10 protein-coding genes and 1 CRISPR repeat array are annotated in these 14981 nt (G+C 51.5%); all 10 genes read right to left on the bottom strand.

Annotated features, from left to right (window positions below; all coding sequences use genetic code 11):
• Positions 1–157 precede the first annotated feature (157 nt).
• Positions 158–3406, bottom strand: a complete 3249-nt coding sequence (gene cas3f, locus J1785_RS11930) for a type I-F CRISPR-associated helicase Cas3f (RefSeq protein ID WP_217219480.1) — start codon at positions 3404–3406, stop codon at positions 158–160.
• Positions 3406–4380, bottom strand: coding sequence for a type I-F CRISPR-associated endonuclease Cas1f (gene cas1f / locus J1785_RS11935; protein ID WP_217219481.1), 975 nt, complete (start codon positions 4378–4380; stop codon positions 3406–3408). The genes cas3f and cas1f overlap by 1 nt, the downstream gene beginning before the upstream one ends.
• Positions 4381–4704: 324 nt before the next feature.
• A CRISPR array of direct repeats spans positions 4705–7370; the repeat unit is 28 nt; unit sequence TTTCTAAGCTGCCTGTACGGCAGTGAAC.
• Positions 7371–7558: 188 nt separating this feature from the next.
• Positions 7559–7777, bottom strand: a complete 219-nt coding sequence (locus tag J1785_RS11940) for a helix-turn-helix domain-containing protein (RefSeq protein ID WP_129991874.1) — start codon at positions 7775–7777, stop codon at positions 7559–7561.
• The gene (locus J1785_RS11945; protein WP_217137744.1) at positions 7774–8166 is read right to left on the bottom strand and encodes a hypothetical protein; all 393 of its coding nucleotides are present in this window, start codon (positions 8164–8166) and stop codon (positions 7774–7776) included. The genes J1785_RS11940 and J1785_RS11945 overlap by 4 nt, the downstream gene beginning before the upstream one ends.
• Positions 8167–8883: 717 nt before the next feature.
• Positions 8884–9381, bottom strand: a complete 498-nt coding sequence (cheW, locus tag J1785_RS11950) for a chemotaxis protein CheW (RefSeq protein WP_129952698.1) — start codon at positions 9379–9381, stop codon at positions 8884–8886.
• Positions 9382–9464: 83 nt separating this feature from the next.
• Positions 9465–11498 (bottom strand): chemotaxis protein CheA, encoded by a 2034-nt coding sequence (cheA, locus tag J1785_RS11955; protein ID WP_217219482.1) that lies wholly within the window; start codon positions 11496–11498, stop codon positions 9465–9467.
• Positions 11499–11528: 30 nt separating this feature from the next.
• Complete coding sequence (gene motB, locus J1785_RS11960; protein ID WP_129952696.1) at positions 11529–12632, bottom strand: flagellar motor protein MotB; 1104 nt, start codon at positions 12630–12632, stop codon at positions 11529–11531.
• Entirely contained in the window at positions 12629–13519 is an 891-nt protein-coding gene (motA, locus tag J1785_RS11965) for a flagellar motor stator protein MotA (protein ID WP_047609299.1), read from the bottom strand. Before motA ends, motB begins: the two co-directional genes overlap by 4 nt.
• A 175-nt stretch (positions 13520–13694) precedes the next feature.
• Complete coding sequence (flhC, locus tag J1785_RS11970) at positions 13695–14303, bottom strand: flagellar transcriptional regulator FlhC (protein WP_101078668.1); 609 nt, start codon at positions 14301–14303, stop codon at positions 13695–13697.
• A 2-nt stretch (positions 14304–14305) separates the two neighbouring features.
• Entirely contained in the window at positions 14306–14650 is a 345-nt protein-coding gene (flhD, locus tag J1785_RS11975) for a flagellar transcriptional regulator FlhD (protein ID WP_129952695.1), read from the bottom strand.
• Positions 14651–14981: the final 331 nt, after the last annotated feature.

Genomic DNA, 14981 nt, shown 5'->3' on the forward strand with positions numbered 1-14981 from the left:
AATTAATAATTTTAAAGAGAACGCATTTCACCCATGGATATTTTTTATTAGACAGACTAGCATTCATCAGACTGGCGCTCAGGCAGCTTAGAATTTTGCAATACGCTTTAGGTACTCAATTTCCATCACATCAACTGCCGTACAGGCAGCAGTGCACTCAGCCGAGTGCACCAAACACCCCTAATGCTTCATGCCAGTGCCACCGTTGGTTTTCGCTGTCGGCTAAACAGATTTCTCCAAACGTTTTACTGATGCGGTCCAGCTCCCAGCCGGTGCTGTCTGCAAGATCCTGATAGAGGATTTCACAGTTCATCTCCATCCACGGACTGACGCCTTCGGCATATTCCTGTTCAATGGCCTTAAATCCGCTGCTGTCTTTCCAGCCTTCGACTCCCTCATCAGGCTGACGGAAACGTGGCTCATCGCCCTCTTCCTCCAGCCACAGATAATATTGCTGATCGGATGCCGATTGCCTGAAAGGCGTCCGCTGTTGTAATTCACCGCACCAGTCTGCATCTTCGCGCCACCAGCGCGCGGCATAGTTTTCCCCGCATGGCTTTCGGCCCAGTAATTCTGGCCATAAACGCCCGTGCTCCATATCGGTCAGGCTCATCAGGGGATCCGGCGTATCACGCTCCTGAATACGGGGAATAGCGTTGAGAATTTCGTATTCTTCCCGGCGCAGTAAATCGTGTAAATCATGGCTGGAAAACTCATGCGTACTGCTTTCAAAACCCGGTTTGCAATACGCAGGTATCACCTTTTTCAGCGCTTTAACGTTTTTATGCAGGATATGAATATTGGGACATTGCGGGGCTGAGCGCCGGTGGCGCTGAACGCGTCCGGCAAGCTGGATAAGCGATCGCATTGAACTGGGTTCAGCAATGGCCCAGTCATAATCATGATCACGGCCGATTTCCGCGACAGAGGTGGCAAGGACCACAAAGATGTGCTGTTCTTCCGGATGCGCAGCGAAAGCCTGGCGGACTTCATCTACCCGCCGGATCGCCTCTTCATCATGGCGGGTCAGCATAGCATCAAGACGATTTTCGATACGGGCCCGCATCGCCAGCGGATACTGGCTGTGATAGACGCAATAATGTAATTGTATGCCTGCCGGAGACGGCGTTGACATCAGGCATTTTGCCACCGCGACCAGCGGATCGATATTTGCCATACGGACAATACCGACGGTCAGATTTTTGCCATGGTGATGCGCATTGTGCAGCGCAAGTAACGACTGATGGACGCGCGCTGACACCGCATTTAAGACATCCTGCTCACGGGCACTTTCCGGCGACACCGTGATCAGGGAGGCCTGCCGCAGCGGGCTGGCCTGTTGTAATAACGGCACCCGTTTTGCTACAAATTCGCGATGTTTTTCGCCAAAAGACTTTCCGCTTATATGCTGACTTTCCGCTACATGAAATTCGTCAAACCATGCACAGCATACATTCACCGGCAACCCGGGCTGCCCGCAGGCTTGCTGGTAATCTTTCCTTCCCGCGACATACGCACTGAATAATGCCTGCACCAGCGCCGGTGCCAGCGTCGCTGAAGAAAGTAAAACCCGCGAACCCAGCATTCCCGCCCAGTTCACCAGACGGCACAACGCAGGCAGGTCGGCCATATCAAAATCATCAGGCTCGTCAAGCACCAGGTCAGCCGTCAGCAGCCTGAGCATCGGGGCGATCTGATGACCGCCGCGCAGGCTTTCACAGGCAGGCATAAGATGGTCTATCGTCGTCACCAGAACCGGGGCACTGATGAGTTTCAGGAGAGTGTCTTTGCCTTTGAGCCACTGCCCCAACCGGCCGGTATCAAGCGACCCTTCGTAACGCACATACTGATGTTCCGCGAAAAGTTCGTCCGCAGACTGACTGCCGTTACGGTTAACGCCACCGGTATCATGATTAAGCTGATGCAGTTTCTGCACCGCCTGCGAACCGATCAGCACCGCCAGATCTTCTTTATCAAGATGCAGTTTTTCGCCAAGCGCATCGCCGGTCTGTAAGGTCAGGGCTCGCAGGCCAAGGGCGACAGAGAAGCGACATCCGCGCGTTTCATCAGCCAGCCCGTACATAATCCGCGCATTCGCCAGCGTTTTCCCGCAACCGGTCGATGCCATATTGATGCCAAAAAAGCCGTGCTGACATGCACTTTCACGCAGCCCGCAGGTTAAGTCGAATGCCTTATCCTGCCAGCGAAATCTTTCCTGCTGAGCGCGTTTTTTAAAACCTTTATGCCGGGTGATCGCCGGTAACGTCTCCCGCAAATAGGGCAGTCCACGCGCCAGTAACCATGCATTCTGGCTGACACCAATATTATGCTCATCAAGTTGCTGTTTGGCTCTGCCGCTCTTTCTGTCGGTGTTGGCAATCGCCGGAAACGCCGGATCCTGCCAGCCCGCTGTTGCATCCAGCGAAGAGTACAAATGATCGGCGAGCATCAGTACCAGCCGGGCAAGATGGCGGGTCAGACGGCGTTCAGGCGCGATATGTGGTGAGGTAAACAACGGCAGTTGCAGCGCGCGTGCGGCAAATTTTTGCGCTTTCCTGCGCCATGTTGCACTTTGCACCGGCGTGCCGTGCGGGAACTGCCAGACGGCACGTTGTTCTTTAGCTGTCCATGGCGCATCCATATTGGTGGAGTTCCAGCACGGCGCAAACTGCTTATCCTGCCAGTGCTGAATATCAGCAAATTGCGGCGGGTTGATGTAGTTGTCGTTTCGACGCGGATAAACCGGCAGGCGATGATGAGAAACAATCAGCCAGGCGACATGACGCGCTACCGGCGGCAGACCTTCAAGCGGACTGTTATAACTGTGGCTGACATTATTGCGGGCCAGATTTTGTATCATGGCATTTTCGTGTTCAGCACTGACATGCTGCAAACGGGTCAGCCATTGCTCATCGGTCTGCTGGCCGACAAACGCCTGGAATAAACGCACCGACACCCATTCGTGCCTGAATGGCTCGAAGCCTTTCCCCTGTCCGTTGAGTTTATTCTGGAACAGCAGACTGGCTTTGCCAAAATCATGGAAAAGCCCGGCGATAGCGGCCAGAAGTCCGATGGTCTGCACACTGTGAAAAGCATTTTCGCTGTCAGACTTTATAATATCCCGTTGTGTGGTATTGGTCGGCACTGTCCCTTTGTCATTAAACTTGCGAATATTTCCGACTATCCAAAGCACTTCAGTCTGATTATTTGATTTAATCCAATGACAGGCAACGGCTGTATTTCTGCGTGCGTTTTTTTTGAGTATCTGACGTAATGTATTCAGCCCTTCCAGGGTAATTGCCGTTTGCCATGTCCGTTCTCCTTTGCGTTCAGCAAACTGATCAATGATTCGCCGCGTTTCAGTCAGTGCTTTTTTATTACATTCCGACACCAGTAATATATTCATTATTGCTGACTTATTTCTTGTGCGACGTTCTGCACGGTTTCAATCATAATATCGAGCGCATCCGCACGCTGAAAATGATTCAGGCAACGCTGACGAAATTCCTGCTCATCTTCGCCGTTCATGGCGGCAATAAAAGCCTGGGGCAGGATCAGTGCATCTTTAATGAGATCGGCGACGTCAAATACCAGACCGCCGCGCCGTGTTTTGCCATGCATAACCGCCAGACCGTGTGGCAGACCTATTACCCACACCGCCGTAGCAGCCAGTCCGTACGCCAGATAGTTGCCGTGATCGAGATAACGGTTAGCCACGTCCACACCCCCGCCACGTTTCGCACGAGTAAAATCGCCATAACACGCTGCCGTAGCGGCCAGCTTGTATAACGCTTTTGTCATGACGGCCTCCTGTGCCATCAGTTCACCGATGCTTTGACACTTTGGCAGGCTTTGTTCAAAACGTTGCAACAGAGATTCTGTCCGGGAAGTATCCAGCTGGAAAGCGGTTTCACGGGCCAGCGTTGCACTTAACCAGTGTTTACGAATTTGCTCACTGCGCACCTTCTGGAACGCCACCGCTGCCGCCAGCCGTTTCTGTTCATCGAACCAGAAGCTGACCCATTGCTGAAGATATTCCGTCGGACGATATTCACTTTGAGACGTCAGCCATGAGACATTCACCTCGACTTCATTCGCCGAGTAAAGCGGGGTTCCGCCCCCGCCACAAAAACCGATCAGCACGCCCGCACGGGCAAATTCACGCATCGCCGCCTGTGTCACTGACGTGCCGGTTCCCAGCATCACTACCGTGGTATTGGCGATAGGGATATTCCAGTACAATGACTGCCTGCCTTCTTCCGTCACATATTCAACCCGCCCGCCATTCACTAATACACGGCAATATTGCAGGTAATAAATATTTGACCGTTTAGAATGCAGAATCGTTTTTAACTCGCCAGGCATCAATGCGTTAGCCATCTGGTTATCATTCCCTGATTTAATCAAAATTCATGTATAAAAATAACGCCACCAGGGTAAATATCAATAATGGAATTACCGCTTTCAGGCATTGTTGATTTGATGTTGCAATATAACGGGAGTAGCTTCATAAAAACATAACATCTGCTTTTATCTTTTCAGCTTAATAAAACACCTAAAACAGGGTGCCATATTTAAACCTCTCACTGATGTGATATATATCCCATTCATTAAGTTGCTGAGCAATTTATTAATTGCAACGTATTGTGTCATTACCAGAACGGCAGTGAACTGGAATGTACAAGCCATCCCGGGTGACTACGCTTTCTAAGCTGCCTGTACGGCAGTGAACACCGCAACCGCGAGTTGATCCAGCGCGTATCTTTTCTAAGCTGCCTGTACGGCAGTGAACCCTCTTTTCTGCTTTCGAAAAGCTCTTTGCATTTTCTAAGCTGCCTGTACGGCAGTGAACAGATGGAACGCCTTAGCGATGAGAGTTTAAAATTTCTAAGCTGCCTGTACGGCAGTGAACGTATCAATCAACCGCCATGTATCCGCACTGGTTTTCTAAGCTGCCTGTACGGCAGTGAACATGGAAATGGTTTGATTGGCAATGCGGATCCGTTTCTAAGCTGCCTGTACGGCAGTGAACTCCGCGCTAACACCGTGGAAATATTTTTTTTCTAAGCTGCCTGTACGGCAGTGAACTCATCATCCAACATCTTATTGGTTCCCTCATTTTTCTAAGCTGCCTGTACGGCAGTGAACGAGAAGAGAGGATCGGTTTCCTCCGCTTTAAAGTTTCTAAGCTGCCTGTACGGCAGTGAACGCGTTCATTCATCTCAACGGTTCACTTATTCCTTTCTAAGCTGCCTGTACGGCAGTGAACCCCGCAAAAGCCTGTCGTGATTGCACCCACCATTTCTAAGCTGCCTGTACGGCAGTGAACCTTTTCGTGATGAACCTTAACCAGCGTGTAGCTTTCTAAGCTGCCTGTACGGCAGTGAACGATGAACTGGCGGCGCTGCTGAAATTAATCAATTTCTAAGCTGCCTGTACGGCAGTGAACTTACACGTCCAGCGCCGGTGGTCTGTGATTGTTTTCTAAGCTGCCTGTGCGGCAGTGAACCCATCTGTCCTGCTGTTTATGGCGGTTTCACGTTTCTAAGCTGCCTGTGCGGCAGTGAACGGGGAACGACGCTCGATGCCGGTGTCCTGGTGTTTCTAAGCTGCCTGTGCGGCAGTGAACTGATTTTATCCACGCGGCCTGAATTGCGGTAATTTCTAAGCTGCCTGTACGGCAGTGAACTCCCCATTTACCTTGTGTTGAACTTTGAGTGGTTTCTAAGCTGCCTGTACGGCAGTGAACCCTTCCGGCAACACGACCGGCTTTTGCGGGGCTTTCTAAGCTGCCTGTACGGCAGTGAACATATTGCAGATGACTTCCTGAGTGCCGCTGACTTTCTAAGCTGCCTGTACGGCAGTGAACCTAATACCGGATCCTGTCTTTATTCCGTTCGCTTTCTAAGCTGCCTGTACGGCAGTGAACTTTCGCACCATTCACCCCACGGGACATACGGTTTTCTAAGCTGCCTGTACGGCAGTGAACAACAAGCGCACGTTGATAAAGTTGCGGCGCTGTTTCTAAGCTGCCTGTACGGCAGTGAACCTTGCGCAAAATCCGGCAATGGCAATAACGCCTTTCTAAGCTGCCTGTACGGCAGTGAACCGTCATACAGATGAAACTCTGGGTATGTATTCTTTCTAAGCTGCCTGTACGGCAGTGAACAACTTCACCCGGGCGAACGGCCAGCATATTGATTTCTAAGCTGCCTGTGCGGCAGTGAACGAACGCGCGCATACGAAAAAGGCGTAGATGCCTTTCTAAGCTGCCTGTGCGGCAGTGAACCGGCAGAAATTCACCATGTGAGGCACGGGCAGTTTCTAAGCTGCCTGTGCGGCAGTGAACAACGTCTCGAAACCGTCCGCCGCCATCAATATTTTCTAAGCTGCCTGTGCGGCAGTGAACCTACACTCAGCAAAATAGCACTGATTATTATCTTTCTAAGCTGCCTGTACGGCAGTGAACAGCGCGGCCAAACAGTTCGCAGATTTGTTTGTTTTCTAAGCTGCCTGTACGGCAGTGAACTCCATTTTCTGCATTATTCACTCCCTACTTTCTTTCTAAGCTGCCTGTACGGCAGTGAACCTCCGATGTTCGGTTGTCTCTCTGATAGGCATTTTCTAAGCTGCCTGTACGGCAGTGAACAAGTCAAGGTCGTGGGCGCCGGCCCACACCGGTTTTCTAAGCTGCCTGTACGGCAGTGAACTGGATTCAAGGCACTCGCACAATCAAGTACCCTTTCTAAGCTGCCTGTACGGCAGTGAACAATACCGCAGCGCACATGGCCGGTGCGTTCATTTTCTAAGCTGCCTGTACGGCAGTGAACTTGTGCTGCCTTTTTTAGTATCCACACTACTTTTTCTAAGCTGCCTGTACGGCAGTGAACGTCCCGTGCCGCCGCCTGTGGGTTGATGTGCGTTTCTAAGCTGCCTGTACGGCAGTGAACCTCGCAGCAGAACGCTCAAGCCCTTTTATGTTTTTCTAAGCTGCCTGTACGGCAGTGAACAGGGGATAAGCTTTTCTTTGCGGCGTGCATTATTTCTAAGCTGCCTGTACGGCAGTGAACCGATTTGTGCTGTGATGGTTTCCGGGGGTGGTTTTCTAAGCTGCCTGTACGGCAGTGAACCTTGATTTGCGTTTCTATGATTTCAATCGCCATTTCTAAGCTGCCTGTACGGCAGTGAACACATAGGCTTAAAAGAGATGTGCAAGCTGACTTTTCTAAGCTGCCTGTACGGCAGTGAACATTAAAATGGCAGTGGCGGAGTTTATTCAACGTTTCTAAGCTGCCTGTACGGCAGTGAACGGAAATGGGGATTAGCTCGGAACTGCGTGACATTTCTAAGCTGCCTGTACGGCAGTGAACTGTTGCGTTTTCAGGTTTATCCTTTGAACTGCAAAAGATTATGCCTGTTTGGGCAAAAATACCCTCTTTTTTTGATGATCTGAGTGATTAAGTAAAATCAATGGGTTAGCGAAAGTGCAAAAAAGAGGGTTAGTTCGCAGATGCCATTAATACCCCAACCCTCCCCTTTGCAGGGGAGGGAGCTGATCTCAGTTGTATGTTATTTCGGTGTAGCGGCTCGGCCAGATGGTTTCGGCTTTTACGCCGATGGCTTCGGCGATCAGCCTTTCACCTTTCGGCCATTTGCGGGTCAGCGCATTCGAAAGCGTTGAGGAACACAACCCCGCACGGCGTGAAACTGCCGCCATCGTGGTGCCCTTCTTTTTAATGGCCGCAATAATATCGGCCTGATGCCAGTCTTTGTTCATGCGGCTTCCTCCGTGGAGGCATACAGCGAGCAGCGCAGCATTTCGAAACGTTCCCACAGGATAAACGCGATAATCTCTTTTATCTTTCTGTCTTGCAGCGTCATCAGTGTGAAGTTCAGCGCCATGCACTGATCGCAAAGTTCATCGGGCTCAAGCTCGGCGTAATCAAATAAGCCGTCGTCCAGCGGTATGCCTAAATCTTTCCGGTGCTCCGGGATGGGTTGCGATAAGGACGCCTCAAGGCATTCGAGCTGGTTGTGCAGCATCATACAAAGCCTGTCCTGCGCACCTTTGTTTTGCGGATTCACCAGCGCATTTGCCAGTAACCGGCAGCGATCGGTGAGTGTCCATGAATCGGGGGGTGTGTTGTTTGTGAGAGTAATATCCATTTGATTAGAACCTAATATTAGATTGCGTATCACGCTACCACTTAAGTTCCTACACTCAAGGTGGTAACTCAGGCAGGGGTAGGAATATCGGTTACCCTCTCCGACCAGCCCGAAAGCTGCCCCGCCCGAGTTACCAAAAACAATATACGATAATAATTCGTTTTTTGCCGGTAATACAAAGCGATGGCGAAATTAAAACATCCGCCATGAGGGTTCAGGTTCCTACACCTGACTGCGGATTTTGCCGCAGCGAGGAGACAATAACTGTATATCCACACATTAAAAATGGGCAAATCGCGGGAATGGGATACTGCTTCCAGGGAGTTTTTAGAATTTGCAGTGAGTTGCAGAGATGCCATTAATACCCCATCCCGGCCTTCCCCTTCGCAGGGGAAGGAGCAAGACAACACCTTTCGCATTTGATTTTACGAGAGAATCAGAACGGGGTTTTTATTCGGTCGGGACTGGCGTGCTCAAAAATCTTGCTGAACGGAGCGGCCTGAAGACCGGGGGCTTCAGGACCGAGAGAAGGCATCGCAACGCGACAAGATTTTGCGCCACACACAGAAGCCGCGAAACATGTCCGTCGTACCTGCGACAGCGCGCAGTGAAAAAACGCAGGATTGTTAAGGGGCGCGTTTACGCCCCTTAACCCCGGTGTGGGCCGGCGCCCACGACCTTGACTTTGACTTTGACTTTGACGTTAACAAACGAAAATCAAATTTTCGTCACACTATCAACGAGTGCCATTTCTTCACTGCTCAGCAGCTTCTCAATATCCACCAGAATCAACATACGGTCGCCAAGCGAACCCAACCCGGTCAGGTACTCAGTCGACATGGTCACGGCGAATTCCGGTGCCGGGCGGATCTGCTCCTGGCTCAGCGACAGCACGTCTGACACACCGTCAACCACGATCCCGACGACGCGGTTTTCGAAGTTCAGTACGATCACTACGGTGTTTTCGTTGTAAATCACATCTTCCTGAGCGAATTTCACGCGCAGGTCGAGGATTGGCACAATGACGCCGCGCAGGTTAGTGACACCTTTAATAAAGGCCGGGGTGTTAGCAATACGGGTTACCTGATCGTATCCGCGGATTTCCTGCACTTTGAGGATATCGATGCCGTATTCTTCATCGCCTAAAGTAAAGATCAGAAATTCCTGACCTACTGTTTCGCCCGCAATTTTCGCCACGGTTGCAAGTCCTGCCATGTTGTTCACCTTTGCTTTTATCTTTAAATCGGCCTGAGTTTTTCACACCCGGCGACGTTTATAGCCGCCGGAAGCTTTGCTTGTTATGCGGCGGTGGCGCCTGTTGCTAACTTATCGCGGTTCAGCGACTGCAATGCCGACACGTCCACGATCAGCGCCACACTGCCGTCACCCAAAATGGTGGCGGCGGAAATACCCGGTACTTTGCGATAGTTGCTTTCCAGGTTTTTTACCACAACCTGATGCTGACCAATCAGTTGATCCACCAGCAATGCATAGCGACGTCCCGCACTCTGCAAAATCACCACAATGCCCTGTGTTGCCTCGGTTTTGGCCTCTTCAACATCAAAGACATTGTACAACTCAACCAGCGGCAGATATTCACCACGCACCTGCAGAACACGTTCACCACCGGCCAGCGGATGCAGATCTTCTGACAGCGGTTGCAGCGATTCCATCACCGCGTTCAGTGGCAGAATGAAGACTTCTTTACCGACTTTTACTGACATGCCGTCAAGGATCGCCAGCGTCAGTGGCAACAGAATACGGATGGTGGTGCCTTTGCCCTGCTGAGAATGGATTTCAACGTGGCCCCCCATTTCCTGAATGTTTCGTTTCACTACGTCCATGCCCACGCCACGGCCCGAAACGTCAGTCACTTTTTCTGCGGTCGAGAAACCGGCGGCAAAAATCAGCATGCCGACTTCTTCATCGCTCATGTTGTCGCTGACGTTCATACCCTGCGATGCCGCTTTGGCCAGAATACGTTCACGGTTCAGACCGGCACCATCGTCGATCACTTCGATGCAGATATTACCGCCCTGGTGTTCAGCAGACAGAGTCAGGTTACCGGTGGGTTCTTTACCGTTGGCAAGACGCACTTCCGGTGTTTCCACACCGTGATCGAGACTGTTGCGCACCAGATGCGTCAACGGATCGATGATACGTTCGATCAGGCTCTTATCCAGTTCGGTCGAGCTGCCGAGCAGGGTCAGTTCAATTTGCTTATTCAGTTTGCTGGCGAGGTCACGTACCAGACGCGGGAAGCGGCTGAACACGAATTCCATCGGCATCATACGAATCGACATCACCGATTCCTGCAAATCACGGGCGTTACGTTCGAGCTGACCCATGCTGTTGAGCAGGTCGCTGTGCACCACCGGATCCAATAAATCTGAACGCTGCGCCAGCATGGACTGGGTGATCACCAGTTCGCCCACCAGGTTGATCAGCTGGTCCACTTTTTCAACAGCAACACGGATGCTGGTGGATTCCGGAGCTTTAGGTGCACGGGCTTTAGCCGGTTCACTGTTCGGCACAGCCACCAGTACCGGAGCCTGACGGGCAACAACCGCCGGTGCGGCGGCAACTTCCGCTACAGCAGGCGCAGAAGCGGCTACCGCGACAGCAGGTGCAGACGCCGGCGCGTGTGTGAAACTGATTTGTTCCGGTTCCAGCACAAAACACAGCACCGCAACAATGTCGTCTTCGGTCACTGTAGTGATCAGGGTGGCTTCCACACTGTCATCAGTCTGAACCGGATCTTTGATCTCCCCGAGATTGCCGAGTTCTTCCAGCATCACAGGAATTTCCTGAGTTTTCAGGCCGGAAAGGCGCACGCGTAAATCGCCCTTGCCCGCCGCGGCTACCGGCGCTGGCGCGGCAGTTTCTGCTGCTGCCAGTGCTTCAACCGCGTGAAGATCTGGCGCAGGTTCACGCGCCTGTTGCGCTTCGAGGGCCAGTTGTCTCAGGGCCGCACAGATATATTCAAAGCTTTCTGCGTCAGGATCCCGGGAAGATTTATAGGCGTCGAGTTGCTCCTGCATAATGTCTTTTGTTTCCAGAAACAGGTTGATGATGTCAGTGCTCAGGCTCATTTCAGCGCGACGAGCACCGTCGAGCAGGTTTTCCAGTAAGTGAGTCGTTTCCTGTAAAACCGTAAATCCAAACGTCGCTGCACCGCCTTTGATTGAGTGCGCTGCGCGGAAAATCGCATTCAGTTGCTCAATGTCAGGCGCTTGCGGATCAAGCAACAACAGATGTTGTTCCATGTCCGCCAGCAACTCGTCTGCTTCATCAAAAAATGTCTGATAAAAATCAGTAATATCCATGCTCACGTGATCACCTCTGCTGTGAATCGCGGCTTGTTAATGTGTCGCAGGTGCCGTGCCCGCCGCGGCAGCCGGAGCTGCCGTCGCAGGTTGAGCGCCTGCCGATGGTGTCACTGGCGTCTGCGTCTCAATCCCGGGTATTGATGGTGCTTTCTCTGGTGTTGCCGGTGCCGGGCTTGCCTGTGGCGCTAACGCCGGGGCTGCCGGTGCCGGACTCATTTGTGGTGCTAATGCCGGCACTGTTCGTGTGCCTTGTACTTGTCTTTGCAGCTCGCCAGCGTCACTGATCGTGATCGCCTCGCCCTCACTGTTTTCCCGTTCAATCGCCTCTTCAGCATGTTTGTTCAGGACCAAAATGCTGATACGACGGTTGATAGCATCACCTGCCGGATGATTTTTCAGCTGCATGGAAGACCCCATGCCCATCACCCGCAGGACTTTTCCTTCACTGAGGCCGCCTGTTACCATCTCGCGACGTGAAGCATTGGCGCGATCAGTCGACAGTTCCCAATTGCTGTAGCCGCGTTCGCCCGTGGCATACGGCATATCATCGGTATGGCCCGCCAGGCTAATTTTATTCGGAAAATCATCCAGCACCGGTGCAATCGCCCTGAGGATATCGCGCATGTACGGCTCAACAATCGCGCTGCCAAGCTGGAACATCGGGCGGTTTTTGCTATCAATAATCTGAATACGCAAGCCCTGCTCGGTCAGATTAATCATCAGGTGTGGACGTAAATCTTTTAGCCGCGGATCCGACGCCAGCATATCTTCCAGCTTTTGCTGCAACCGCTGTAAATCATCCGATTCACGCTTACTTTCACCCTGCGACTGATCCATTTTATGCACTTCACCGTCCTGCACGGTCGGGTCTTCGCCGCCGCCCGGGATCGGGCTGGTTGCGTCGCTGCTGCGTGGCCCGCCGGTGATCGCCACCGCAAGGGGTGTACGGAAGTATTCGGCAATTTGCACCAGTTCTTTAGGGCTGGAGATGGAAATCAGCCACATCACCAGGAAGAAAGCCATCATCGCTGTCATAAAGTCAGCGTAAGCAATCTTCCACGAACCGCCGTGATGCCCTCCGCCGTGCTTATTCTTTTTCTTACGTACAACAACGATTGGATGGCTTTGATGCTTCATACTTTTTCTTCTTCAGTTTGTTTCTGACCCGGCGACTTGACCTGGCGAACGTGCTCCTCCAGTTCAATAAAGGAAGGTCGCTCTGAGGTGTACAACGTTTTACGGCCAAATTCGACGGCAATTTGCGGCGCATAACCGTTAATGCTCGACAGTAATGTCACCTTAATGCACTGCATCATTTTGGCGTTTTCAGCACTCTTCTGGCGTAACACGCTGGCCAGCGGAGAAATAAAACCGTACGCCAGCAGGATACCGAGGAAGGTCCCGACCATGGCATGAGCAATCAGCGCCCCGAGTTCCGCAGCCGGACGGTCTGCCGCCGCCAGAGTATGTACGATCCCCATGACCGCAGCGACGATACCGAATGCCGGAAGTGAGTCACCGACCAGCGCCAGGCTGTTCGCCGGCACTTCACTCTCGTGCTCGTAAGTTTCGATTTCCTCGTCCATCAGCGCTTCGATTTCAAAGGCGTTCATGTTGCCACTGACCATAAGTCGCAGATAGTCAGTCAGATATTCGACTAAATGTTTATCGGCAAGGATGCGCGGATAATTAGCAAAAATGTCACTTTCGGCCGGATTGTCGATGTCATTTTCCAGCGACAGCATCCCCTGTTGACGTGATTTGGCTAATACCCGGTAAAGCAGCGCCATCAAATCCATATACAACGCTTTGTTGTATTTCGATGCGCGGAACAGCTGAGGCAGCGCACGCATTGTGGATTTGATCGCTTTACCGTTATTACCGACGAAGAAGGCACCGATACCGGCACCGCCAATGATGAGCAATTCTGCGGGTTGGTATAACGCGCCCAGTTCACCGCCGACGAGCATGAAACCGCCGAACACTGAGCCCAACACCACGATGTAACCTATTATCACTAGCACGATGAATCCTTAATTCGATGTGGTTTTAGGGCGAGGTAAAGCGCGCGCCATGTGTCTGGCCCATTTTTGCCACAGAACTTGCAAAAAAGAGGTCAAAGAATGACTGAGATGTCAGGGGGGAATTGATGAGCGGTGGTAGCCACCGCTCAGAACGACTTACTGCTACCCAACTCTCTCAAACTGCGCGCTTGACCTGTTCGTCCAGCTCTTGAGATGTTATATCGGCAACCTGCGGGGAAAGTTTACGTTTTTTTACTGCTCGGGACGGGGGCTGGCAAAGACTGCAAACAAACCCGTGGCGGGGCTGGTGTGCATGGGTAATAAATGAGCCTTCACAGCAGTTACACGCTGAAAGCTGCAACATACCGCTGTCGACAAAACGTACTAATGTCCAGGCACGTGTCAGCGCGAGGATCGGCGCTTCACCAGGCTGCTCAGGACACTGTTCCAGATATAAACGGTAAGCCTTGATCACGGCTTCCACGCCATTACAGTGGCCGCTCTTAAGCAGGAAAGAGTAAGCGTTGTAAAACATGGAAGAATGGATATTTTGTTCCCAGGTCATGAACCAGTCAGTAGAGAACGGCAGCATGCCTTTCGGGGGAGGACTTCCTCGTAATTCTTTGTACAGTTTTATCAGCCGGCCGCGACTTAATTGCGTTTCGCTTTCCAGCATCTGCAATCTGGCACCCAGCGTAATCAGTTCCATCGCCAGCTGAATGTCCCGCGCTTCCTGAACAATACTTTTTTCTGCCGGTTTGGTTGACGCATCTTTACCAGACATAGCTACGCCCTTTTCTTCATCGCGCCGCTGTCTTTCGCAGCCAGACCTTTCAGCAGGTGGCTGGACAACAAGATACCGGTATGAATTTGTTGCAAGTCATCCACACGCGAATCCTGGGTCAAGCGTTCAATTGTCTTACTGTCATCAAAGCGGAACTGACATAAAAGCTGGTTCGTTTCAGCTAACTTCACCATCTGAGGCAGCGTCAGCTGTCTCAGGGTATCTGCCATTACGTCGTCGATCCCCAGGCGAAACATCGCTGAGGCCTTTTCGTCGTTAATCAAACGCTGTGCCAACAGTAAATATGACAGGTTGATATCATATATGTGCTTAAGCAATTCGGACATTCTGTTCTACCCCGTAACCGATGCCGTTTTTTAAGACGGCGGATTGATAGACATATTCCATGCAGCAAGAGTTTTACCCGGCGTGACAGGAGTATTTTTTACTATCAAAACAATTGGATCATTGGCTGATTAATAAATCTCACGATGACAATTAGATTTACCCCGCGGTATTTACTTCACCGCCAATACAATGTTGTTCCTGATGTAAACTAAATTAATTGTGACAATTGGGCTGCTAAGTAATCGAAAAACACTTTAGTTTTGGTGTACTGGCAGAGTCCGTTGCTGTGATGGCGCCTCATTCAGTGAAACGCTTTTACATACATTATTA

The sequence above is a fragment of the Rahnella perminowiae genome, assembly GCF_019049755.1.
Classification (GTDB): Bacteria; Pseudomonadota; Gammaproteobacteria; order Enterobacterales; family Enterobacteriaceae; genus Rahnella; species Rahnella perminowiae.

What these genes read in the sequence shown, in the direction of transcription:
- cas3f (WP_217219480.1), bottom strand. Translation starts at nt 3,406, where the DNA reads ATGAATATATTACTGGTGTCGGAATGTAATAAAAAAGCACTGACTGAA.
- cas1f (WP_217219481.1), bottom strand. Translation starts at nt 4,380, where the DNA reads ATGGCTAACGCATTGATGCCTGGCGAGTTAAAAACGATTCTGCATTCT.
- J1785_RS11940 (WP_129991874.1), bottom strand. Translation starts at nt 7,777, where the DNA reads ATGAACAAAGACTGGCATCAGGCCGATATTATTGCGGCCATTAAAAAG.
- J1785_RS11945 (WP_217137744.1), bottom strand. Translation starts at nt 8,166, where the DNA reads ATGGATATTACTCTCACAAACAACACACCCCCCGATTCATGGACACTC.
- cheW (WP_129952698.1), bottom strand. Translation starts at nt 9,381, where the DNA reads ATGGCAGGACTTGCAACCGTGGCGAAAATTGCGGGCGAAACAGTAGGT.
- motB (WP_129952696.1), bottom strand. Translation starts at nt 12,632, where the DNA reads ATGAAGCATCAAAGCCATCCAATCGTTGTTGTACGTAAGAAAAAGAAT.
- flhC (WP_101078668.1), bottom strand. Translation starts at nt 14,303, where the DNA reads ATGTCTGGTAAAGATGCGTCAACCAAACCGGCAGAAAAAAGTATTGTT.
- flhD (WP_129952695.1), bottom strand. Translation starts at nt 14,650, where the DNA reads ATGTCCGAATTGCTTAAGCACATATATGATATCAACCTGTCATATTTA.